Source organism: Mycoplasmopsis gallopavonis (genome assembly GCF_900660635.1).
Taxonomy (GTDB): Bacteria; Bacillota_I; Bacilli_A; order Mycoplasmatales; family Metamycoplasmataceae; genus Mycoplasmopsis; species Mycoplasmopsis gallopavonis.
In genome coordinates this window covers 376,159-401,766 of record NZ_LR215032.1, presented here as the reverse complement: position 1 = coordinate 401,766, position 25,608 = coordinate 376,159, and the positions used below count along the sequence as shown (strand labels likewise).

The following is a 25,608-nucleotide window of genomic DNA, read 5'->3' as shown; positions in this document are numbered from 1 at the left end:
TAAGTCCATTATGGTTTTAATTATTTTATTAACAATTATGAAAGGAAAATATGTCCAAAAAACTTAGTTTAAAACTAAAAGTCCTCATCGCCAGCGGACTCATTGCAGCTGGTGTTGGTGCTTCATATGGTGCTGTTTGAGCTTATGCACAAAACTCCGATGAAGTTAAAGGATCTTTTCCACCATTTAGTAAAGAAGCTTTAAAAAACAATTATGCTTCAATTAAAGAAGAGGGAGTTTTAACTCCTCAGTTAGGAATTTTAGACCCATTAAAAGAAAAAAAAGTTGCAGATTTAAATGAAGATGCAACAGAATTTTGATTTTTAAACAAACCAGAAGAACGTATGGATTTAGATACATTCTTCCAAAAATATTATGAAATTTATCAAGAAGGATTTATTTTAGAAGTTAAGTATGCTTCATTTAGCTTTTTTGATGAATATGTTTTGGCTGTTCGTCCAAAACAATTTATTGATTTTAGTAAATGATTTATGACTAATGTTGCATGAGGACCTGACATTCTTACTCTTGAAAGCTTTAGAATTGTTAAGGGAGCAGAACAAAGAGGTAACTCAATTACATTAGGTTCACACTCAACTGACAAAAAAGAATCAAGTGAAATTAAATTCTTCCCTGATGCTTTCTTTGGTTCACTTCCAATTTTTAGTTCATACTCAGGAAGAGGACTTGCACCAGATGCTTTAACTTATAGTACATTTACTAAAAGTGTTGATTTAAAAACATTAGAAGAATATTTAAATAATATTCCATTAGCATCAGCAATTATGAATAGCAATCATACTGAATATACAGATTCTTATGATACATCAGCTACTCGTGATAAACGTCCAAATTTAGAACTTTTCCAAGGATTATTAACCCCAGGTCGTTTAATTGGACAAAAATTTATAGTTTATAAAAATGATTCTCCTGAACATTTAAAAAATATTACAATTAGCGAAAAAGAAAAGGTTGCACAAGGTTTACTTTTAGTTTTACCTTACGATATAACAAAGGGAGAATTTGAAGATCTTAAAAAAGCAAATCCTAAAATTTATGATCAAGTTCAATTTAGTGATTTTGAACCTGCGATTATCAAAAATGTCAAAAAGCAAGCTTTAGTGGATCCAGCTGGTAAAGTCACTCCAATCAGTATGAAGCTTGACTTTGAATTTACTAATGATAGAGAAGAACGTTCAAAAGAATTTTCTCACTATTATAAAGAAGTTCCTGAAACTCTTTTTGACATGCAATCTCTTGGGGTTTATCGTAATTTAGTTGAATCACAAATTGTTAACTTTTTAGATTTCTATGATGTTAATAACTTTGTAGGTTCAGAACTTTATGTTTACCACAAAGACGGTAAAAATTACTTTTATAAATCATGAGCGGAAGCTGAGAACTCACTTAAATTAAACGGTGCTGGCGAAAATGCACTTTATAAAATTACTAAGTTTAATAAAGTGAAAGTTGGTGATGATTTTGTTCTTTATGCTCACTTAAAAAACATTAAAAATAATTCTGAAAATGCTGATCAAAGCGAATTAATTCTTCAGTTTAATTCAGGTGAAACTAGAATTGATAAGAAGTTAGAGTTTTTCCAATTTAAACAAGCAATCGGATATATTGGAAGTATTAAACCAACTACTTTATCAGCTGGTCCTGAAAACATTACACTTAAAGATGAAAAAGGAAATCCAATTCGTGGTTTAGCTTCAAGAGATTACCAGCTTTATACAGAAGTTTATTCAGGATTAATTGATATTTTAACCGCAAAATACCCTCACTTATTAAAAGATTTAAATGGACCACACGTAGAACAAACTTTAAATAAAGAAGGATATTATACTTATAAAGTTGTTGATGGTCCTTACAAAGGAATGAGTGATGGAGACAGAATTGGATTACCTTTAGTTTTAAATGCTTTAATTGAAAATTATGAAGGAATTTCAACTGACTTCTTAAAATATGTTGGTGCTCACGAATATGGACACCACTATACATTAGAAGGAACTCAATCATTAAATAATCAAAAGAATTCAGTTGTTGTAGGAGGGCTTAACACACGTGGTGGTGTTAATGTGCAATCTTACTTCGCTTATGATGCTGTTAAAAATTATCTTGATGCTCGTACAGGGCTTGAAATTGTCAGAGTTGATGCTCTTGGTAACGAAACACCAAACGGAGAATTTATCAATTTCAAATATCATAAAATTCACTCAGATGAAGTTTTCAATGAAACAGATCAAGATATTTGAGGAACAGCTAATAAGAATGATGATATTTTTGATTTAATCAATAACAAACAAAGACGTTTTTTACAAAACTATGAAACTTTAAATGAAGCTGCAAAGCTTAGAGATGTTAAAGTTGGTGATTTATTTATTGCTAACTCATTTGACCGTCATTCAGGAACATTGAACCCTTATATTGAAGGGCCGATGTCAGCTTTTAACAATGCAAGCGACTTAGGATTTGAAAAACTTAGCACTGAGAGAGTTTTAAATATCGTTTATGATGGTAAATTCCAAAAAATTCCTTATGAAGTTAAATCTAATGGAAGTGTGGATATTAAAGTTATTGAAACATTAGGTAAAGGTGATCAAATGTCTATTTCTAAGATTAATGTCTTTAATAGTGACGGAACACCTGCAATCAATGTCCCTCTTTTCAAAGTTTTAGATCACGCTTCATGAGATTATGTTAATCGTCAAGTTGATGTAATTAAACAAAGTATTAACAACTTAGTTCGTGCAAACGGATATGATAGTGGATGAAACCAACCTTCAACTATTTTGGGTGGAAAACCAGAATTTTCATTAGTTAAAGTTCTTGAAGGTGAAAAATTAACTAAATGAGCAGATGAAGTTAAAACAAGAAAAGATCCAATTGAGAAAAACCCTGATTACAACATTTATGGTTATACTCTTGAAAACAAAGAAAGAAAAGGGTGATCATATCTTTCATTATTCTCAGATGCAAGTGGTAACTTACTTAACTGATATTTAATTAGACAAGCTGCTTACTCAAAAAACTTTTACGATTCATTAGACGATAAACTTACACAATACAAAACTTACATCAAAGATAAAGCTAATACTTACAACGGATATAACGCCGGAATTAACCCAACTGTATATTTTGATGAAACTCACAAATATAGTTTTCCATTAGCTAAAAATCGTAATAGTTCACCAATTTATAATAATCCAGATCGTCTTAAATCAGTTGCTGCACAATATGATTTACCAGTTCCGTCAGGTGAAGTGCTTTATGGTTTTGATTACTTCTTTATTGCTGGTTTAAACCAAAAATACCTTGGATTTTTAACTTCAAATAATACTTTAAGTTCATCTCCACAAGAACGAACTTCAAAATTTGTGTGAGTGCCTAAGAAAATGGCTGCAAGTTTTGATTTTTCAACATTTTTACCTGCAATGAAAAACTTACAAAAAGTAAGGGTAGATAATGTCGAAATGGACGCTTTTGTTTTTGATAGTTTCTTAGATTTCTTTGAATTTTTTGCAGTTGATTACACTAAATTTACCAGAGTGGGGGTTGTTGAAGAACAAGTTGCTTACAACGTTGATTTAGATTATGCTAAATCAAAATTTGATTTTAGCAAACTTGGTGAATTAACAGGTTTATCAGGAAATGAAAGTGAGCAAGAAGTTGCTAATTATCTTTTTGAAAAATTCATTAAATCACCGTTATTTATTACAATTAAAGATTTCAACCCAGCTACAGATTTAGTTGCAAATCAAGCGATTTTCTCATCAAGATTCGGAATCGCACTTGCAGAACCTGATTTTTACAATAATTTCTTCTTAGATGATTCATTAATTCCAGATGGACAAAAGAACTTTGCTTTAAATGTTGAAAAACTTCAAAATCTTTTTGTTAGAACAGCACAAGAACAAGGTTTAAGTGGGGCTGATTTTAATAACATTAATGCCTGAGATTTAAATAAATTTATCGGAAATACTGTCCAAATGATTAATCACGGTATTAATACTGACCCATATCTTAGCAATATGGAATTCGGTAAACCAAGCACTGGAAAACCATCAAGTGATTTCTTAAACTACAATTTAACAAGAGTTGAACCATTAATTAACGATAAGTTTACTGATTATATTTATTCATTACCAGAAACTTTAACAAGAGATTATGTTCAAACAACTTATGTTCCTTCTTTTGAAAACTTTGGTAATTTACCAAGTTACTTAAAGAATGTTAACGAAGCAACAACAGGACTTGATTATATTGTCGATGCAACTAAACTTGAAGGAATTAACGAAACTAAAATTCGTCACATTGATATTATTAACGCTCAACAAACAGTTAATGAATACAATAAATTCAAAGAAAGTATCGAAGCAATCTTCAAAATTAGAACAGAAGGATTTAATCACGACCTTGAAGTTAAAGCAAAATTAAAAGAAATTGATAAAAAAATTGAAGAAGCTAAGAAAAACCCAGATGAGGAAGTAGCAAGAGCAGAAATAGATTCACTTCGTGGTGAAAAACTGCAAGCTTTATCATATCTTGGAAAACAAGCAGAAGATGTTGCAAAAGCAACCGAAGAAGGAAATAAAAAAGTAGCTAACTTAGCTAATTCAGTTCTTTCAGAAGATCAAACAGACATGAGAGAATCTTCATATTTTGGTAAATTTATTACTAACTCAAACGGTTACTTTAAAGATCGCTGAGAAAAGACTATGATCAACATGAATCTTTATGATGATCAAGGAAACCCAGTTATCATTCCAGAAAAAGATCGTCGTTTAGTTTCTTTTGATGGTACAACAAAAATTGATAACGCTCCAGAAGCATTCTTTGTTTCACAATTATTAAACTTTGGTGTTGGATCAAGAACTGTTTCAGGAATTTTTAGAAATAAAAAATTAGATGCCCTTGCTTTATATGGATACATTGATACAGCAAGTGCAAATCAAATTAAATACTTAAAATTTACAAATATTAATAATCCAAAAGATATTCGTTACTTACCTGTTAATACAACTAACACAAACAACATTTTCTATCTTCAAAAACAAGGTGACGCAAATTCTAAGCGTACTTTAGAAGACTATGGATATACAACTTGAATTTCAGATTATGCTTACATGGCTAAATACCGTGGAACATTGCTTGAACCAGGAAATGCTTACTATGTGGAATTTGCAAATGAACAAAAACAAGTTGTTGCACCAATGACACTTGGGAAAATTGACACCTTAGCAGAAAATGGAAAATTACAATCACAAGCTCCAATTCAATTAAGAGCAGAAGAAAAAGACGGAAACAAAACAGGAAAAGTTATTATGGATATTGATTATCAATTTAATATTTTAGGTTCAAAAGAAAGGGGAACAAATGATTAGCAAAAGTAAAAGAGCTTTAAATCTCTTATTTTCAGCTGTTTCAGCAACAACTTTATTATCTGTGACCCTTGCTTGTGAAAACAAAAACAATCAAGTCAAAGATCCAGTTGTTGATACAACTTATGATTTAGGTTTAGCAACAGAACCTCTTAACAATTTAAACTATGTTTTAAAGCAATCTGTTAATAAACTTTTACCTTCATTAGTTGATTCATTTCTTAAAAATGGACCAACAGATGAATTAAAATCAATTTTAAATACTTCAAAATTTAACATGGTAATCATGGATACTAATTCAGGTAAAGGATCATCAAATTTTGATTTTTACTTTAATTCAACTAAGAAAACTCCTGAATTAGGAAACGATCAATCATTACTTGCTTCACAGTCAGGTTTTGGAAATGTTTTAGGTTCTTCTTATGGACTTCATGATTTTGGAATTTTTGGAGGACTTGGAAAAGCAAGTGAAGGTAACGATGTTCGTCGTGGTTCAAGTATTTACGCCTTTCCAAACCCTAAAAACTCAAATAACTATATTGCAGTTACAGGACTTGTGAATAAAGGTAAAAATGTTTGAAGTAATGGTGACATTGTGACTGCACAAGATCTTCGTGATTATTTAGAATACATTCTTGATTACAATAATGGTTCTGAAAAATTTGACCAAATTAAGAAAATGTCAATTCGTGGAGCTGAAGAATTTACCAACGCCCAAGTTGAATACAACAAAAAACATGGTCAATTCTATAAAAATCCATGAGGAAGAAGAAATTATATTAAAGGACCTTTTGCTAAATATAATTTTGTCCAAGATCCAAACCAAAAAGTATGACAAAGTCAAGTTCCTGGTGACGAAAAAGAAGTTGAAGCAATTAAAAATGCTGCTTTAAAATTCGGATTTTACACCGGACAATATTTCTTAGATTATTCTAATGAAGATATTCTTGCTAACTTAGATTTAAACCCTGATTTTAACCTTGTGAAAGATGTTCAAGATTTTAAAATTAAAAATCCTGATAATGAAGAAGTTGTGGTTGTTAAATTAGTTAAAAATGTATTCGCTAACCCTTATCAATCATTCGTATTTAGTGCAACTGACCACAAGTTTGAAGGTCAAATTAAATCACTTGCTTATGATGGAAATAGTTTTACTGCAATTTTTGATGAAAATAAAACACCAGATTTAAACTTCTTATTAAGTCACATTTTGATGCAACTTTATCCAATTAATAGAAAATATGTTGAAACAATTGGCGGTGGAATCAATAACTACGGAACAGATGCTGCAAACTTTTTAACAAGTGGACCATTTGTTTTCGATCCAAAACAAGTTATTTTAGGGCCACAAGGAAGCATTATCTTAGAAAAGAATAAAGATTATTTTGATGTTGATAATGTTATTCCAAGAAAAATTAAAATTGCCTTTTCTGTTGAAAGAAATATTAATGCAATTTGATTTGAAGATGGCTTAATTTCACAAACAATTATTCCAGGAAACACAATTAATAAATTCTGAACAAATCCAGAAACTAAGAAATATTTAAAGAAAAACTATGGATACGGAACAATCGCATTAGGATTTAACCTTGATCCAGAAACAAATGGTAATAGTTACATTCAAGATCAAAACATTAGAAATGCAATTTATTACACATTAAACAGAGAAGAAATGCTTAGATATGTAGGATGAGAATTCTCTTTCCCTGTTAATAACTGAACTGCTTATGGCCAATATAAAACATTTGATGGTCGTAATTTAGAAATGTTCTTTAACGAAAAGAAAATTGATACTAAAAACAATAAAACCTACAATTTATTAAACTATGATTACATAGTGCACCTTTCAAAATCATTTAATTTTGAAAACACAATTAGAACAGACTATGCTTTTGATTGAGAAACTGCAAGATTTTATGTTCAAGAGTTCAAAAAAGCACATCCAAATTTAAGTCAAATTACTTTAAGATATCTAAATAATTCAAGTGATGAGCAAAAGAAAGCTGGTCAATTCTTAAAAGAAAAAATCGAAGAAATGAGTCAAGGATTCATTCGTGTCGAGTTAAAATCACTTCCAGAAAATGTGTTTAGTAGTTTCTATGAACAAGGTCAATTTGACTTTGTGTACCAAAACTATGACAAAATTGGTGGAAACTCAGCCCAAGATTATATTGCTGCTTTCTTCAAAAGAGATGGAATTAACTCTTTAGAAGGAAATGACTTTGGATTTAAAGATAATCCAACTGGTGATTATATTTATGCTGACTACTTTGCACAACTTGTAGCTGATGAACTTTTTGCAGGAAAATTAGACAAAATGTTAGAACCGGCTATTAATAAAGTACAAACTATAATTAATTCAGATCAAACAATTCGTGCAGAATTTGACAAAATTAAAGCTTCACAAAGCAAGACAGATATTAGTAAATTTGCTGATAAATATTCAGAAGAATTTGATCAAGATATCCAAAATCAAACAGATTTTGCTGATAAAAAACTTTATACAAAAGCTTTAATTAAAGACTTAATTCAATATTTATTAGTTAATAATACAAATATTCAACTTACAAAATTACGTCATGCAGCAGTTTATTGAATTGTGGCTAAATACACACCAGCTGAAATTGCGAAAATCACAATCAAAACTCGAACAAGATTACATGAAGAACCTATTACAACAAATACAAATAAAACTCTTGATCTTTGAACAAAATTAATTGAATTATCATTCCAAAGAAATGATGAAAAATCACAAAATTATTCAGATCGTTTAAACGCTTTCTTCTCTGGAAACTTTACCGATCAAGAACTTGCAAAGGGATGAACACAAGATTATGTTTATGGATTAATTGCTTCATTTGAAAAAGTTGTTAGAGATGCTTCGTTTGTTGTGCCACTTATGGAAGTTGATACCAACTGAGAAGTTTCAAAATTAGCTGGAATTTCATCAGTTTATACATTTGATTTACAATACGCTTATGACGTAACTAAACCGCCAAGACCAGGATTACCAAGAACACCATCAGGAGGACATTAATGGACACTCAAACAAATCCACAATTAAAATCAAATGCTGTCCTTAGTGATAATAAAGTTATTTTCACTAGTTCAAGAAATAAAAACTTAAATTTATTTCAAAAATTAACAGCTATTGACTCACCACTTTTAAAAGCTTTTTGAAAAGTTTTTAAAATTATTTTTGAGTTTTTAATTATTGGTTTTATTGTTATTACAATTACTTTCTTCTTAATTAATGCTGTCCCTGGTTCTAACTCATTAGTTTCAAGTGCTAAAGATGCCAATATTCGCGCTGCAATTGAAGCAAAATATGGATTGAATTTACCTTTAATTGAAAGATATCTTCACTACTTTAAAAACTTACTTTCAGGTGATTTTGGAATTTCCCTTTCTCTTTTCCCTGGTCAAGAAATTAACACTTTTATTTGAACTAGATTTTACAAATCATTTCTTGTTGGAATTTTTAGTGTGTTTTTAACAGTTACTATTGGAATTTCGCTTGGAATTTGAGTGGGTAAAAATCCTGGTGGAATTGTTGATAATGTTTCAACAGTTCTTGTAAGTATCTTTTCTTCAATTCCATCAATTATTTTTGCTTTGGTCTTAATTTTCATTGGTCGGATCATTGGTTTACCTTACTTATTTGATGCAAATGATTTTAGTACTTACATTTTACCGGGAATTGCTTTATCGTTAGGAAGCATTATTGTGTATATTAAATATATTAGAACTGAATTAAATCGTGAACTTAATTCAGTTCATGCTAAATTTGCTTATTTAAAAGGATTAACAAAAAGTCGTTTTGTTTGAAAACACGCCTTAAAACCTGCTCTTTTCCCAATTGCAACCTTTTTCCCAGCGGTTATTTTTGGATCATTTATCGGAAGTATTTTTATTGAACAAATCTTCTTTATTCCAGGTTCAGGGGCAACTTTATTACAAGCAATTCAAACCAAAGACTATAATGTAATTCTTTTCTTAATTATCATCTTTGCTATGCTTACAATTCTTTCATACGCAACTCGTGATATTCTTTATGAAGCAATTGATCCAAGAGTTAGAAGGAGAGGAAAATAATGAAAAACCTTCTTAACAAATTCAATCAAGCTTTAAAAAATAAAGCTGAAAAAATTCGTCAGCAAGACTTTTATAGTGATCAAAAACACGATCCTACTGCACCAAATGCAATTACACAACCATTTAATCATCAAGCATGAAAAATTATTGGAAATACCTTTAAATATAATGAAGGAATGCATCTTGGTAAAGAATCAAACCTTTTTAAAGAATTTATTTATCGTTTTTCAAATAACTTTGGTGGTGTTTTTGGTTTCTTAATTTTAGTTGCAATTATTATTGCTGCCTTAATCATTCCATTTACTACACTTTCTCCAAACATTTCAAATGTTATGGATAAAAACTTGCAAGTTGGACAAACAGATTCTAAAGGTATTTACCATATCTTAGGAACAGATGATGTTGGTCGTGACTTTTGAGCAAGACTTTGATGAGGTTTAAGATATTCACTTGCACTTTCACTTGTAATTACTTTTATCGAAGTTATTATTGGTTTAACAATTGGAATTATGATGGGACAATTTGAGCTTTTTGATAAAATTATGACTTTCTTAATTAAAATCATTTCAGTTGTGCCAAGTATTATTATCTTAATCTTACTTACCATTATTTTAAGCCCAAGTTTCTGAGTTGTTGTCTTTTCACTTTCACTTACAGGTTGAGTTGGAATGGCTAACCAAATTAGAGCACAAGTTAAGCGTGCAAAACACCTTGAATGAGTTGCTGCTTCGAGAGTTTTAGGGACACCAACTTACAAAATTTTGAAAAACTATATTCCAGTTATTCTTCCAATTTTAATTACTCAATTAGTTTTCACAATTCCAGGTGTTATTCTTTCAGAAACATCACTTGCATTCATTGGACTTGCAATTGATGATGTTCCAACTCTTGGAAACTTAATTTCACAAGGTCAAAAGATCTTCCCAACATATTTAAGATACGTCTTTATTCCATCATCATTCTTAATTGCAATTACAGCTAGTGTGCAATTAATTGGTGCAAGTGTACAAGATGCACTTAGAAGACAAAGATAAAAGGAGGTTAAGCAATGTTAGATAAAACATTAAATAAAATCAAAAATAAGTCATTTTTGATTGTTAAAAACTTTAAACAATCAACACTTAACTTCTTTAATTTTAAGAAAAGACGTGAAGCCGTTTTTGATTGAGAAGATTTTTACAAGAATGTCCAATACAAAACATTTAATGATGGAACTAAATTAAAAATAGCTGCTGAGATCAAAGATATTCATTTATCATTTACTAACCCAGCTCGTCCAGGTGAGAAAAACAAAGTTCTTAGAGGACCAAGCATTCAAATTTATGAAGGGAAAGTGCATGCTATTATCGGTGAATCAGGAAGTGGAAAAAGTGTTATCACTTCTTTACTTTATGGTTTAACAGGAGATAATGCTGTTATTGATAGCGGTGAAATTAAACTTTACAACAATAATGTTGAAGAGTTTAGCTTAAAAGATTGAGAGCGTTCAAGATATCGTGGTAAAGTAGTTTCTGCTGTTTTCCAAAACCCAATGTCTACTTTAAATCCAACAATGAAAGTTGGTGAGCAAATTATGGAAGGGATGTTAATTAACAAAGTTGTTAAAAACAGAAAAGAAGCTTATGCTCGGGCAATTGAGTTTTTAAAACTTACTAAAATTAATGATCCTGAAGCAGTTATGAAACTTTATCCACATGAAATGTCAGGTGGAATGATCCAACGTGTGGTTATTGCTGCAATTGTTGCTCTTGAACCAAAAGTGCTAGTTATGGATGAACCAACAACAGCACTTGATCCAACTGTTCAAGCTCTTGTTTTAGATGTTATTAAAGATCTACAAGAAAAACTTCATTTATCTATTGTTTTCATTACTCACGACCTTGGAGTGGTAGCTTCAATTAGTGATTACATTTCAATTATGTACGCTGGTCAAATCATTGAAGAAGGAACAGCTCGTGAGATTCTAGAATTTCCACAACATCCTTACACTTGAGGTTTAATTTTAAGTATGCCTGATTTAAACTTAGGTACAAGATTGAAAACAATTCGTGGAAGCGTGCCAGCTAGCTTAAATAATATTGTCGGAGATGCTTTTGCTCCAAGAAATGATTACGCTCTTGGGATTGATTTTGAACAAGAACCAAGCTTTTACTATGTTTCAGAAACACATAGAGTAAAAAGTGCTTTACTTGATGTTAACGCACCAAGTTATGAACCACCAAAAGTTATTGCTTCATTATGAAAGGACTACGCTTTAAAAAATAATTTACATGAAGTTGTCGCAACTCATGCAGATAACGGAACAAGTAAAGTTATTTATAAAGCTTAATTTATGAATCAAAAAGAACAATCAATTTATGTTGAAACTAAACGTACTATTTTTGGTGAAAAACAATATTACAGATATTTAACACCAGGAACAGAAGAAATGTTATTGCCAAAACATGGTGAAAACATTTTAGTTAAATTAAGAAATGTGGATATTACTTATGGTTCTGGTTCAAAAGCTTTTAAAGCTGTTTCTGACTTTTGTTTAAATATCTATCAAGGTGAAGTTTTAGGTCTTGTAGGTGAATCAGGAAGTGGAAAAAGTACCATTGGTAAAACTTTAGTTGGTCTTGTTCCTTATAGTTTTGGTGAAATCCAGTTATTAGATAAAACTTTACCTAAAAAACTTAAACGAGGATTTAAATTTGGTAAAGCTTTAAAAGAATATAAAGCAATTGAAAACTTTATGGTTAATAAAGTGCAAATGATTTTCCAAGATCCAGCTAACTCATTAAACCCTCACATTAATGTTGAAAAAGTTGTATCCGAAGGACTTGATAACACAAAAAATGCTAAGGAAATTTATCTTTATAACTTTGATCAAGAAGTTGAAAAAGAATTAAAGAAACTTTTACCAGAAGCTCAGTATCCGCAGTTTTATGGTGAGTTTGCAAAAAAACTTTCTGCTGATATTGCTCAAAATGAAAATGTTGCATATCAAGCACTTTACGAAAGATTTTTAGATGAACTTGCATCAATTCAAAATCAAGCTGCGTTAGAATATCTTTCTAAGCAAAAACAAGAACGTGACAAGTTAAATAAATTATCTGAAAAAGAATGTAAAAGAATTTTAGTTGTAGATATGCTTAAAAGTGTTGGTCTTGATGAAAGTGTTCTAAAGCGTTATCCACTAGAATTTAGTGGAGGACAACAACAAAGAATCGGAATTTCTCGTTCAGTTGTGCTTCGTCCACAACTTCTTGTTGCTGACGAACCAATTTCCGCTCTTGACGTTTCAATTCAAGCCCAAGTTGTTAACATCTTTAACGAACTAAAAGAAAAATATAACTTAACAATTCTTTTTATTGCTCACGACCTTCGGATGGTTGAATATATTTCAGATAGAATTGCTGTTATGAATAAGGGAAGACTTTTAGAAGTTGGAAAAACAGAAGAAATTATGAAGCGTTCTTTACACCCTTATACAAAGAGCTTGCTTGATGCAGTGCCATCTATTCATGGAACCAAAGGTTCTTTAATTGGGTATGTTTATAATCCAGCAATGCACGGATATAATGAAGACAAGCAACCAATTTGAAATAAAATTAATGATGATCATTATGTTTTAGGAACTCCGGAAGAAATAAAAGAGTGAAAACAAGAATTTTGAAAATAAAAAGCACGCAAGTTAAACTAGGACACGAAATATGGACACAACCATATTTCGTGTTTTTATATATTTAGGAGGTATTATGAGACAATTAAAGGCACATGAATGATTAGAACTATTCGGTAGTTATGAAGATTACAAAAATAATTTGATATCAAAAAATGATTTTGAACTTAAATATTATTCAATCAGAGGTTTTAGTTTTTTTGATAGAAAATTCAATGAGGCTAAAAAATATTTTGTCTTCAAGTATAACAGATATAATTTAGGAATGATAAATATAGAATCGCAAACAGGTAAATCATCTAAAAAAGGTAAAGGGTCAGGTAGACCAAAAAGGCAAAAAATTACTCCTATTGAAATTGTAAAAAAGGAATGAGAAAAAATGCCTAAGGAACAATTGATTGAAATTTTAGAAATTTATAAAGACTCTTTTGATAGAAATAATATTGAAGTTGATATTTCTAAAATTAAGAAATCTTCACTTTCTACAAGAAAATTGGGCCTATGCTTTAATAAATCTAAGTCAACAATTCACAATCTAAAAACTAAAGAGCAGCAAACAAGAAAAAAATCTGTAAATACTAAATATGATGAATTAATAATTAAGTCATTTAAGAAAAATAAGGGTTTGTTTGGTAGAAAAAGATTGGAAAGTTATATTAGAACAAAATTCCAAATAGATCTAAATTATAGGACTATTGGTAGAGCGATGAGAAGATTAAACTTATTTTGTTTAATCAGAAGAAAGAAAATAGATAGAGAACAAAAGAACACAAACGTAAAATTTATAGATCTTGTTAATCGTGATTATCACGGAGAGACAAACCAAATAATTGCCACTGATGTTACTTATATTTCTGCACCAAAAGATTGCTTAAACAATTTTGTATTTTTATTTGTTGCGATTGATCACAAAAGCAAATTTGTTGTTAATTATAATCTTTCAAAAAGAAATGATTTAGAACTAGTAATGGAACATATGTCTAAAATCAAAATGGATAAAAAATGAATAGCTCATTCTGATCATGGTTTCCAATATTCTTCAAAAACTTATGTAGATTTAATTCAGAAAAACAATGGTGTTGTATCAATGGGTAGAGTAGGAAATTCTTTAGATAATAGAGAAGCAGAATATTTCTTTTCAATTTTAAAATCAGAATGTTTAAAATTAATCGATATTACAAAAATAAATTTTAATGAATTAAAATCACTGATTGATGATTTTGTGTTTTGATACAACAACGAAAGAATTCAATCAGTATTAAATTGAAAAACACCTCAAGAGTGTTGAGGTGTTTTAGTAAATTAAACTTTTTGTCCACTTTTCGTGTCCCAGTTTAAGTGCTTTTTGTTTTTGCTTTTTCTCTTTTTTAGTATGGAAATTTTTTTATTTTTTTATTCAAAAAATTATCTTTTTTCTAAAAATGCAAATTTTAAGCTTTATTTGCATTTTTTTAAAATTTTTGCTTTTTAATTGTTGTCCTCGCAATTTTGAGAATTGTAAAATATGGTAAAATTATCTCAATCAAATATAAAAAACATTAAGGAGACACAAATGACTAAAAAGTTAAAATTTTTACTTTTGTCAGCTTCAGCGACTTCAATAGCTCCATTCGCTTTAGTTGTATCATGTAAGGATACAACTAAATCAGAAGCACCAAAAGATCCAAAACCAAAAGAAGAAAATCCTAAATCTGAACCAACAAATCCAGAAACAAACCCAAATCCTAACAACACTGGCGACACAAATAATGATTCTTCTTCAAATAATAACGGAAATGATAATTCTACAACTACACCAGAACAACCAAGTAGTGAACAAGGTGGTTCTACAACTACAACAAACCCATCAGATAACGGGAATGCTACTTCTACCGAAACAAATGAAGAAACTACACCTGCAAATTTTGATGAAACAAATTCAAATGCTCTTTTATCAAAAGTAGAAACTTTAATTTCTAATTTTAATGAAATTGAGTTTACAAATTACTCACAACCTTTATCAACAGCTTTAAATTCATATAAAGCAGTTTTAGCAAACGCTGACTCAACAGCTGCTCAAAAACAAGAAGCTTATAATGCTTTATCACAAACTTACAAAAGACAAAGTCAAGGATACAACAAAACTAATATCCTTAACTCAATTCGTGAAAAAGTAAAATACATTCAAGAACAATATATTAAAACAAGTTGATTTACTAACCCTATTTCAGCACCAGCTCTTGAACTTCTTTTATCAGTTGTTATTAGAGAAACAGATAAAGCAGCTGAAGCTTCTGAGGTTCTTAAAAGAGTTTTAGTAGTATATAACCAATATCTTACAGAACAAGATAAATTAGATGCTTATATTGATTTAATTAAAGTAAGAACGGCAGCTTGAACTCTACTCAAACGTTTTGATGCAATAAAAGGCGAAAATAACCTTCAAAGTCAATTTAATGAATTTAAAGAAGAATATAACTCTCACATTGCAACATTAAAATATAATACAAGAGGATATGTTAGTTCTTATACTAACTTAGTTTTATTCACAAATACAAAAGAAGAAATTCAAGAAAATGCTGAATTTATTAAAAAATTTGTCAATAAATGAGCTCTTGAAGTATCTAAATATTTCATTAAAAACATCATTGTACTTGCTAAATCTAATTCTTCAAGTAGAGGTAATTACTTTACACAAAAATTCTATGCACCTTATTTTGAAGCGATAAAAAAAGTGGGACAAGCACAAGTTAGTGAAAATCCGACAAACGAAGAAGCATTTAACATTTTTAATTCATTTATATTAGCAGAAGATATAAAAACAAATATTGAGAATAAATTCTTGTATCTTGTTAAACAAAAAAATAATTCATTTAATTTATGAAAAGAAGGTGATCAAGAAAAAGTTATCTTAGAAACTACTTCTAGTTCATCAAGACCAATTTCTTTAAATTCAAAAGCAGCACCTTTACCGATAGCTTATGAATCTGTCGAAAACTTCAAAGTTTATAATAAAATTGTTGAATTAAGAAATCTTGTTATCAAAACTTTCTTCACATTACAAAAAGATGCAATAAGTGGAATTTCTGCATATGTAATGAAAGATTTTGGAAGTTCTGCAACAAAAGTAAATGTTTCTCAATTACTCAATAGTATTGATTTCGCAATTCAAGCAGGTATGGTTACAGAAGATGTTTATGATTTCTTATATGGAGAAGGTCAAGATCAATTCTTTGCTAATATTCCTCTTTCTAGAACACCTCTTGTTCTTCAATACTACTCATACACAAAAATTAAACATGTTATGGATGAAACTTCTTCATCAAGTACAAGACCATCAGCTGGTTCAAATGAGGTTTAATAGAAAATTAATTTTTCTTTAAACCAAACATTTTCGCAAATTCTTGCACTTTGTGGAAATTTATAAATAATTAAATAAGGTTTATAATTAAAATATGCAGAAAAAAAATAAGACAACTCAAATAATTGAGTATTTAATGGATTTAATCCAATCAGGAAGAATTCCGGTTAACAAAATCATGCCTTCTGAACATCAACTTATGCATAAATTTGATTGTTCAAGAAATGTTGTTGTATCAGCTTACCAAAAGTTAGAATCTTTAGGTGCTGCATATTCAATTTCAAAGCGTGGACATTTTGTTGCCGAAAACTTCCATAACTTAATTAAGCCAGTTAGTTTTCTTTTTGAATCTGATCGGCAAGTGGGTGATGAAGTACTAGACCCAGTCACTCTCCCTGAATGAACAACAAAGAAGAGAATCATCTTTATTGATGGATTTCGTACTTTTAGAAAAAAATACTATAAAAATCAAGAATTAATCGCAGAATCAGAAATTTATTTATCATTAAAAAATGTAGATTTATACGAACCGGTTGATATTAGCAAACCGATTGTTGATATTCTGCTTGCTAAAAATGAATTAACTAATGTTGTTTATGAAGTAACATTAGTAGAAAAAGAAATGTTCGGATATAATCTTGTTCCTGTTATTCGATTCTTTGGATATGATATTGATAGTATTTCAATTGCTGGAATGTTTTACATTCATCCCAAACATTTTAAATTTTATCATCAAGAATTTTCGCTTACAAGTTAAGCAAAAATCTTCTAAAAATAGCCTTTTTTAAACTAGGACAGAAAAAATTAACAATTTATCAAATTGGATAGCCCCATACTATATTCGTATGGGGTTTTTCAATTTAGACATGATTGAATTCTAAATTTGTTGTATCAATTAACATAATTAGATATTACTTTTTCTAGTTCACTCAAAGTCATAGCTTTGATATTTAAATCTCTAATTAATTCAGTTTTTAAATTTGAAAATCAATATTCCACAACTCTATTATCTAAACTGTTTCCCACTTTTGAAAGTGAAATTATTCCACCTTTATTTTGAATAAAACGAGAAAAATCATCAGATGTATAAGTTGAGCAATGATCTGAATGTAGTATAAAACTTTTTTCAAAATCAACATTTTCAAATGTTTTGTAAATTAATTTTGAATCATTAAATTTGGAAAGAGAAAAACTAATTATTTCTTTAGTTTTATGTTTAATCACTACTGAAAGATAAACATTATTGTTTATCGCATCTTTTGTCGCTGGGAGATATGTTACATCAGTAGCATATATATTTCTGTTATATACATCGTTATAATCTCTATTCACAATGTTTTCTTTTATGATAGATGTGTTCTTTACTTCTTTTAATTTTTTTCTTTTTCTGATATTGCAAAATAAACCTAAGGCATTCATATATCTTCCTAGAGTTCTTTCGTTTATGTCTATTTTATAGTGCTTTAAGATAAAATATTTTAATTTTTGTCTACCATATTTAGATCTATTTTGTTTAAATGAATCAATAATCAAGTCTTGGTACTTTATTTTTCTGGATTTATTTTTAGGAGCAAAATTATTTCTTTTATGTTTGGATATTGTTTGTCTACAAAGATACAACAAAATAGCAAGTTTATACGAAGCCATATTAATATTTGATGCCTCTTGAACTTTCTCTGTTTTAAATTTATCTTTTGTAATTTCTCTATATCTTTTTGCAATTTCAATTAAATCTTCTCGTGTAAAAATGTCTCAATTTATATCTTGTTCTTTCACTTTTCTTGACCTACCGGTTCCAGGCTTTCTTGGTTTTTTATTCATATTACAATTATAATGTTTTAATATTCCTCGTAATCTTGCTTTCACATATTTATCTTTTGCTTTTGCACCATATTTATACATAAGTTCAATTGCATACTTTTTGCCTAATTGAAAAAATGTATTATAAATTTCTTTTTCTTGTTCTTCTGTAAAATGTTTACCCATTTTTTCTCCTTTAAAAATATAAAAAATGAACATTCGAAGGAATGTTAATTTTTATTGTCCTAGTTTAAAGGAATGTTAATTTTTATTGTCCTAGTTTATTTTTGGCTATTTTTTTATTATTTGACCTTAGCCATATACCTTTGTTTCTCTCTTATGGACTTTATAATTTGTTGGGACAAGAAATAAGGTTAGTTTCATATTTACCACATCGTTTAAATATAATTATTTAGCTATGAATTTACAATTGCAAAATAATGCTTTTTTTAAAGAATTTGATCAAAAATATGCTCATGATAAACCCTTAGGAATTAATTATATTGATCACTTAATTCATGTACGAATTTGACAGCCGGTTGCTAAAGAAGTTTTTATTATTGTTTTTGATAAAGACAATCCTGAGCAAATTGTTCTCAAACAAAAAATGTCAAAACAAGACACTGATTGAGTTATTGATCTTCCAAATTCATTTGATGGTTATTATTATCAATTTAAAATTATTCATCCTGATCTGAGCGAAACTTTTGCATTAGATCCGTATGCATTAAGCATGGCTCCATTTGATTGAGAAGGTAAGGAAACAAAAGTTGGTAAAGGTGCGTTTGTTGATTTAGGAAGTTCCAAAGCAGGGAAAAAACCTCGAAAACTTAACAAAGTTTTCCAAAGCGTTGATCCTTTAATTTATGAATTGCATGTCCGTGATTTTACAAGCTTAAAAGATCCGAGTACTTTGCAAAATAGAAGAGGAACTTTTAATGCCTTACTAGAAGCAAATTTATTTGATTATTTAAAAAAATTAAATTTTACCCATGTTCAATTTTTACCACTTCAAAGTACTTATACAGTTAATGATCTAGATTTTCAAATCTATGGAAAGGGTGAAGGTAAAAAGTGAATAACTAACTATAACTGAGGATATGATCCGCACAATTATTTTAGTTTAAATGGTTTTTATTCTTCAAATCCAAGCAATCCTTATGCACGAATTATTGAATTTCGAAAACTTGTTGATGAAGCTCATCAACAAGGTATTGGAGTCATTGTGGATGTTGTTTACAACCATATGATGACAAACACAATTTTCAACAACATTTTACCTGGTTATTATTATAGAGAGCAAGCAAAAATCTTTCCAGTGAGTTATCCGCCGCTTGCTGATGAAAGAAAAATGGTTAAACGAATTATTTTTAGATTCGCTAAAAAATTATTTAATCAATTATGATGTTGATGGATTTCGTTTTGATCTTTCATGTTTTATGCACCAAGAGACAATTAATGAAATTGCTTTTGAATTACGCAAAATCAAACCTGATTTGATTTTACATGGTGAAGCTTGACCATTTAGTGATTTAGAATATCAAAAGTCTTATATCAAAGGAACAACTTTTAATAATTTAAATTTTGCTTATTTTAACGATACGATAAGAGATGCAATTAAAGGTGATGAAAGTCACTCAAATTTAGGTTTATATGTTGAAAATAACCCAGAATATTTCAAAAGATATGTTAGTTCAATTGTTGGTAATTTAAAAGATTATGATTTTCAAAATTTTAGTCACTCAAATGGAGAATATGATCTTTTTGTGACCAATGAAGGAATGAATTTAGCTTATTCACACTGTCATGACGGTGCGACTTTATGAGATAAACTTTTAACTTCTACAAAGAATCTAAGCTTTGAAGAGCGAATTGAAAGATATCGTCAAGCCTTAATTTTAAGCGTTGCAACTAATGGTCGTCAATTAATGCTAGCTGGAACAGAATTATTACAAACCAAACCACTAGATCAAAGCGGGATGGAAGAACACCGTTCTTTTGAATCACATTATCAAGATGAATTTAACGAAAACGCAGATCAAAACCGCTATCAAGATAATTCTTATAAAACCACAGATTATACTAATGGTTTAAAGTGACAACACTTAAAAAATCCATTAGTAGTTAAGGATGTTTTTGAATTTGTTCAAAAACTCAATTATTTTAGAAATGCTACTACATTTTTTAGAATGTCTAAAAATGAAGTCTTAAAAAATTATCAATTTGAACTAGTTGATTCTAATCAAGGAATTATTGTTTTTACAATTTGTAGTCAAGAACAAAAATTAAAAGTAATTCATAATTTTAGCGATTCAAATTTTAATTATGATTTATCAAATTATGAAATTGTTTTAACAAGTTCGCTTGAACAAGATGCTTTAAAAAATAATCAAGTAAAAGCCCATTCTTCTGTGCTTTTACTACAAAAATAGGAGATAAGATGCAAATTAAACAACTTAAAGATAAAATTTTATATCAAATTTTTCCTCGTTCATTTTACGATTCAAACAATGATGGAAATGGAGATTTACAAGGAATTATTAGTAAATTAGATTATTTAAAAGATTTAGGAATTAATGGAATTTGATTATGTCCAATTTATGAAACAAATTTTGTTGATGCAGGATATGATGTTTTGGATTATAAATCTGTTTGAAAACAATTTGGAACTTTAGAAGACTTTGCAACTTTAACAAAAGAAGCTCGCAAACGTGGAATTGACATTATTATGGATATTGTTTTAAACCATGTTTCAAATCAACATGAATGATTTAAAAAAGCTTGTGAATCTCGTACAAACAAAGAGCACGATTATTTTATTTGACGTGATGAACTTTCTGAAGCAGAGAAACAAGCTCAAAGTATTTTTGGTGGCCCAGCTTGAGAATATGTGCCAAGTGTCAATCGTTATTATTTTCACCTTTTTGCCAAAGAGCAAGTTGATTTAAACTGAGCTAATCCGAATACTTGCAAGGCTATGGCGGAAGTGATTGATTTTTGATACAACTTAGGTGTTAGAGGGTTTAGGTTAGACGCAATCAAACACGTTGCTAAAACTTTCGATAATGTTGCTGCAAATCCTGCTTTTGTTTGATGTGATGGAGCTGTTGAATATCTTCAATTATTTAATGAATTAGCTTTCAAAAACAAACCTGATGCTTATACTTTCGGAGAAGCAAGTGGTATTTCTGCGAACGAACTATTAAACTATGGTTTAAGCAAAAACAAAGTTGCAGATAATTACTACAACTTTGCATGATGATGAATTGGATGAGGTAAAGTTACTGGTAGAAATGGATATGATGCTAATTGAGATTATCGTGAATTTGTTTATCAACAAAAACCATTCCAAGAAAATGAAGCCATTCCAGCTTATAGCTTTACTAACTTTTTATCTAATCACGACACTGCTCGAAGTGTATCAAGATGAGGAAGTGAAACTTTCTTTAGAAAACAAAGTGCGAAAACTCATGCTCTGCTTTTACTTTCTTTAAAAGGAGTTCCTTGTTTATACTATGGGGAAGAAATCGGTCTTACTAATACAATTTTTAACTCTCGTAATGAGTTTCGAGATGTTGATATTTTTAATGGTTTCAAGGAACTAGTTGATCAAAAACAAATTTATTCTGAAAGTGAAATGTTATTATACTGTAACATTAATTCTCGTGATGCTGGTCGAGGATTAATGCAATGAGATACAAGTGTCAATGCTGGATTTAATAGCGGAGCAGAACCTTGAATTAAAAGAGGACACAATAAAGAAGAAATTAATGTTGCAAGTCAAGCAAATGATCCAACAAGTATTTTGAATTTTTACAAGAAATTAATTCAGTTAAGAACAAATGATTTAAAAGATCTTTTAATTGATGGAACATCAACAATCGATTTACAACCAAGTGGTGTAATTGAAGTGGTTCGCAAATATAAAGACCAAGAAGTTTATGTGTACTTAAATATGACAAGCAAGGAATTAGAACTTACAAAAATTAGTGGAAAGCAAATTCTTTCAAGTTATGATGATAATAAACAAGTAGAAACAAAATTAAGACCTTATGAGTCTGTTTTAATTCAAAAATAGAAAGGAAATTATGGAATTTTTAAAATACGATCTTAAAAATAAAACAATTAGCCAAACACGTTTTGATAGAAATGTTGTTGCTAAAACAGAAAGTATTTTTTCATTAGGAAACGGTTATTTAGGTATTCGAAGTGCTGATGAAGAAATCACAACCTATAATAAAGAAGATTTTTTTGTTAATGGTATTTTTAATAAAGATAATAAAAATGAAGTGAGTGAACTTGCAAATTTAGCAGACACTTTAAGTACTTCAATAACTTTTAATCACCAAGTTTTTGAAGTTAATGAAAATGATAGTTATCTTAAAACTTTACATTTACATGACGGAGTTTTAACTCGTGAAGTGACCGCAGAACGCAAAGGCGAAAAATATCAGCTTAATTTTGAAAGATTTGTGTCACAAGTTGATGATAATGTCTACGGTCAAAAAATCTCTATTAAAATTTTAGAAAACCAAAATAAAAAGACTAATGTTGTTATTCGTGCAGGAATTAATGGACAAGTAACTAATAACGGAACTCAACATTTTGGTGAAGGACTAAAAAGTAGACCAACAAATCAATCACTTCAAATGTTTCAAAAAACAACTTTTTCAAAACGATTAGTTATCCACAATATGGTAACTCGTCTTTTTGTCAATGGAAAAATGGTTGAAGCAAACGGAGATGATTATCAAATCGATATTAAACGAAGACAAATTTATTTTAAAATTAATTTAAATCTCAAACAAGGTGATGAAGTTGTTTTAGAAAAATTAATGTCTGTTCACACTAGCGTTGATTCAAATCATGTTCTTAAAGCGGAAGCTGTTGAAGAAAATGCAAAGAATAAATTACAAGAACTTTTAAAAACAAACTATCAAGAATTAAAAAATGCTTCAATTCAAGCGATGAAAAAAGTATTTTCAAATACTTTTTATGTGAAAATCGAAGGTGGCGAACAAGCTCAATACGATTCTTTAGCTTTGGATTTTACGATCTTTCATTTAAATAATTTTGTTCCTAAAAAATATAGTAATATGAATGTTGGAGCTAAAGGACTTTCAGGCGAAGGATATCAAGGTCATACCTACTGAGATACTGAATTTTTCATTAATCCAATTTATCTTTTCAACAATCCTAAAATTGTGCGTAATCTTTTAACTTATAGATATAAAGGAATTGATGGAGCAAGAAAAAAAGCACTTGAAATTAAGGAACGTTTCCAAGAATCAAATCTTGAAGGTGCACAATTTCCGTGAGAAATGGCTTGACCAACTGAGGGCGAAGTTTGTCCATATTGAGGACAAGCAGATGTTGTAACTGGTGTCCAAGTTCCAATTGCATCACGTAGACAAGAAATTCACGTTTCTGCCGATGTAGCTTATGCTGTTAATCAATATTACAAAATCACTAATGACGAAAGATTTATGAAATCAATGGGTTATGAAATGATCATTGATACTGGATACTTTTACACCAACAGAGCAGAAAAACAAAAAGATGGTAGCTATGAAATTAAAGATGTAATGGGACCAAACGAATATAAAGGAAATATCGATAACAATGCTTATATTAATTATTTAGCCAAATTTAATATTGATTTAGCATTAAAATACATCAACAAACTTAAAAAACATAGCCCAGAAATTCTTGAACGTATTTTAAGCAAAATACCTTACAAAATTAATGTTTCAAAGATGAAAGAAGTTTCACAATTACTTAAACAACAATTACCAAATCAAGAATTAATTATCGCTGAAAATGATCAATTTTTAGCTTTACCAAAAATTGATGTATCACCATTTAAGATGCTTGGTGATGCGGGTAAAAAATTATTCTCAACCCAAGAAGGACACAAACGCTTATGCAGTCAACTTGTAAAACAAGCAGATGTGGTTCTTTTATTAAATATTTTTCCTGAGTTATTTGATAAAGAAGTTAGAGTGGCAAACTTTAATTATTATGAAGAAATTACAACTCATGATTCTTCACTTTCACCTGCAACTTACGCATTAGAAGCGGTTCGTTTGAAAATGTTAGATAAGGCGTATTCTTTATTTAAGTATGGAATTAACATTGATCTTGGAACTAATATGTCTTCTTCGAATGCAGGAATTCATGCAGGTTCTTTAGCTGCAATTTATCAAATGATTGTTTTTGGATTTGGTGGTTTAGATTGACACAATGACAATTTACATTTAGATCCGCTTCTACCAAAAGAATGATCAAGTTTAACTTATCGTTTCCAATACCAAAATAGTGAATTTGAAGTTTCGGTTAACCAAAATGAATTTTCAATTTTTGCTTTGGAAAGTTTTGAACCAAGAAAAATTATAATTCAAGGCAAAGAACGCTTAATTGGACATAAAATTCAAAAATTTGAGGTAAAACATGATTAAAGGTTTAATTTTTGATTTAGATGGAGTTATTGCTGATACAGCTATTTTGCACTTTAAAGCTTGACAATTAATTGTTAAAGATTTAGGAATTGATTATAGCTATGAAGAAAATGAAAAATTAAGAGGTTTACCTCGCAAAGATACCTTGCTTGCTATTTTCAAATTAAAGAAATTTGAAAAAAAATTAAGTGATCAAGAATTAGATCAAATTTGTGATTTAAAAAACGCAAAATACAAAGAACTTTTAGCAACTGAATTAAATACTTCTTGAATTTTGCCTAATATTCAAAATTTTATTTTAGAAGCTAAAGCAAATAATATCAAGTTAGCAATTGCTTCAAGTAGTCATAATGCACCAACTATTTTAACTAAATTAGGGTTAATAGATTATTTTGATTTTATTGTTAATCCAAGCAATGTCAAACACGGTAAACCTGCTCCTGATATTTTTATTCAAGCAGCAGAGGGACTGAATTTACAAAACTCTGAATGTTTAGGAATTGAAGATGCACCAGCTGGTGTTGCTGCAATTAAAAGTGCTAATATTCGGGCAATTGCAATTACACACGGATCTAGTGAAGATTTTTCACAAGCCGATTTAGTTCTTCAATCAACAAGTGAGCTTAGTCTTACTGAAATTCTTGCAAAATTTAAATAATAAATAAAAAGCAAATCTACTAAGATTTGCTTTTTTTATCAATTCTTTTTCAAATTCCAAAAAGATTAAAAAAACCGTAAACAAGAAGAGTAATGAATAATCCTAGTCCAATTGGACAAACAATTCAACCATATCAAGCAAATTGAGCGGATACATTTTTATATAAAACAATTCCTAAAATTAATCCAAGACAAAGACCAATTATAAAA

15 protein-coding genes are annotated in these 25,608 nt (G+C 29.4%); 14 read left to right on the top strand and 1 reads right to left on the bottom strand.

The features are described 5' to 3' along the window. The first annotated feature begins 50 nt into the window (after window positions 1–50). The 9 genes from EXC53_RS04025 (at window position 51) to EXC53_RS03985 (ending at window position 17,240) form a co-directional block, all read left to right on the top strand. Entirely contained in the window at window positions 51–5,387 is a 5,337-nt protein-coding gene (locus tag EXC53_RS04025) for a PDxFFG protein (RefSeq protein WP_119572032.1), read from the top strand. Further along, the gene (locus EXC53_RS04020; RefSeq protein ID WP_119572031.1) at window positions 5,380–8,421 is read left to right on the top strand and encodes a periplasmic substrate-binding domain-containing protein; all 3,042 of its coding nucleotides are present in this window, start codon (window positions 5,380–5,382) and stop codon (window positions 8,419–8,421) included. The genes EXC53_RS04025 and EXC53_RS04020 overlap by 8 nt, the downstream gene beginning before the upstream one ends. Then, window positions 8,421–9,479, top strand: coding sequence for an ABC transporter permease (locus tag EXC53_RS04015; protein WP_119572030.1), 1,059 nt, complete (start codon window positions 8,421–8,423; stop codon window positions 9,477–9,479). The genes EXC53_RS04020 and EXC53_RS04015 overlap by 1 nt, the downstream gene beginning before the upstream one ends. Further along, entirely contained in the window at window positions 9,479–10,513 is a 1,035-nt protein-coding gene (locus EXC53_RS04010) for an ABC transporter permease (RefSeq protein WP_119572029.1), read from the top strand. Before EXC53_RS04015 ends, EXC53_RS04010 begins: the two co-directional genes overlap by 1 nt. Window positions 10,514–10,527: 14 nt before the next feature. Further along, the gene (locus EXC53_RS04005; protein WP_119572028.1) at window positions 10,528–11,808 is read left to right on the top strand and encodes an ABC transporter ATP-binding protein; all 1,281 of its coding nucleotides are present in this window, start codon (window positions 10,528–10,530) and stop codon (window positions 11,806–11,808) included. 3 nt (window positions 11,809–11,811) lie between these two features. Beyond that, window positions 11,812–13,143, top strand: coding sequence for an ABC transporter ATP-binding protein (locus EXC53_RS04000; protein ID WP_119572027.1), 1,332 nt, complete (start codon window positions 11,812–11,814; stop codon window positions 13,141–13,143). 31 nt (window positions 13,144–13,174) lie between these two features. After that, complete coding sequence (locus EXC53_RS03995) at window positions 13,175–14,449, top strand: IS3 family transposase (protein ID WP_129724669.1); 1,275 nt, start codon at window positions 13,175–13,177, stop codon at window positions 14,447–14,449. Window positions 14,450–14,695: 246 nt separating this feature from the next. Beyond that, window positions 14,696–16,483: an ANIS5 family metal-binding protein gene (locus tag EXC53_RS03990; protein ID WP_119572328.1), complete on the top strand. Its 1,788-nt coding sequence runs from the start codon at window positions 14,696–14,698 to the stop codon at window positions 16,481–16,483. A gap of 94 nt (window positions 16,484–16,577) precedes the next feature. After that, window positions 16,578–17,240, top strand: coding sequence for a winged helix-turn-helix domain-containing protein (locus EXC53_RS03985; protein ID WP_119572327.1), 663 nt, complete (start codon window positions 16,578–16,580; stop codon window positions 17,238–17,240). Between the two features lie 47 nt (window positions 17,241–17,287). Here EXC53_RS03985 and EXC53_RS03980 read toward each other — a convergent pair whose 3' ends face one another. Then, complete coding sequence (locus EXC53_RS03980) at window positions 17,288–18,502, bottom strand: IS3 family transposase (RefSeq protein ID WP_129724679.1); 1,215 nt, start codon at window positions 18,500–18,502, stop codon at window positions 17,288–17,290. A 199-nt stretch (window positions 18,503–18,701) separates the two neighbouring features. Here EXC53_RS03980 and EXC53_RS04300 point away from each other — a divergent pair, with 199 nt between their 5' ends. The 5 genes from EXC53_RS04300 to pgmB are packed head-to-tail and all read left to right on the top strand — an operon-like array spanning window position 18,702 to window position 25,399. Then, the gene (locus tag EXC53_RS04300; protein ID WP_223214518.1) at window positions 18,702–19,742 is read left to right on the top strand and encodes an alpha-amylase family glycosyl hydrolase; all 1,041 of its coding nucleotides are present in this window, start codon (window positions 18,702–18,704) and stop codon (window positions 19,740–19,742) included. After that, a complete protein-coding gene (locus tag EXC53_RS04295; protein ID WP_223214517.1) occupies window positions 19,624–20,715 on the top strand; it encodes an alpha-amylase family protein in 1,092 nt (363 codons plus the stop codon). Before EXC53_RS04300 ends, EXC53_RS04295 begins: the two co-directional genes overlap by 119 nt. 8 nt (window positions 20,716–20,723) lie before the next feature. Next, entirely contained in the window at window positions 20,724–22,361 is a 1,638-nt protein-coding gene (locus EXC53_RS03970; RefSeq protein WP_119571774.1) for an alpha-amylase family glycosyl hydrolase, read from the top strand. A 10-nt stretch (window positions 22,362–22,371) separates the two neighbouring features. Beyond that, the gene (locus tag EXC53_RS03965; protein WP_119571775.1) at window positions 22,372–24,741 is read left to right on the top strand and encodes a glycosyl hydrolase family 65 protein; all 2,370 of its coding nucleotides are present in this window, start codon (window positions 22,372–22,374) and stop codon (window positions 24,739–24,741) included. After that, entirely contained in the window at window positions 24,734–25,399 is a 666-nt protein-coding gene (gene pgmB / locus EXC53_RS03960) for a beta-phosphoglucomutase (protein WP_119571776.1), read from the top strand. Before EXC53_RS03965 ends, pgmB begins: the two co-directional genes overlap by 8 nt. The last annotated feature ends 209 nt before the right edge of the window (window positions 25,400–25,608 follow it).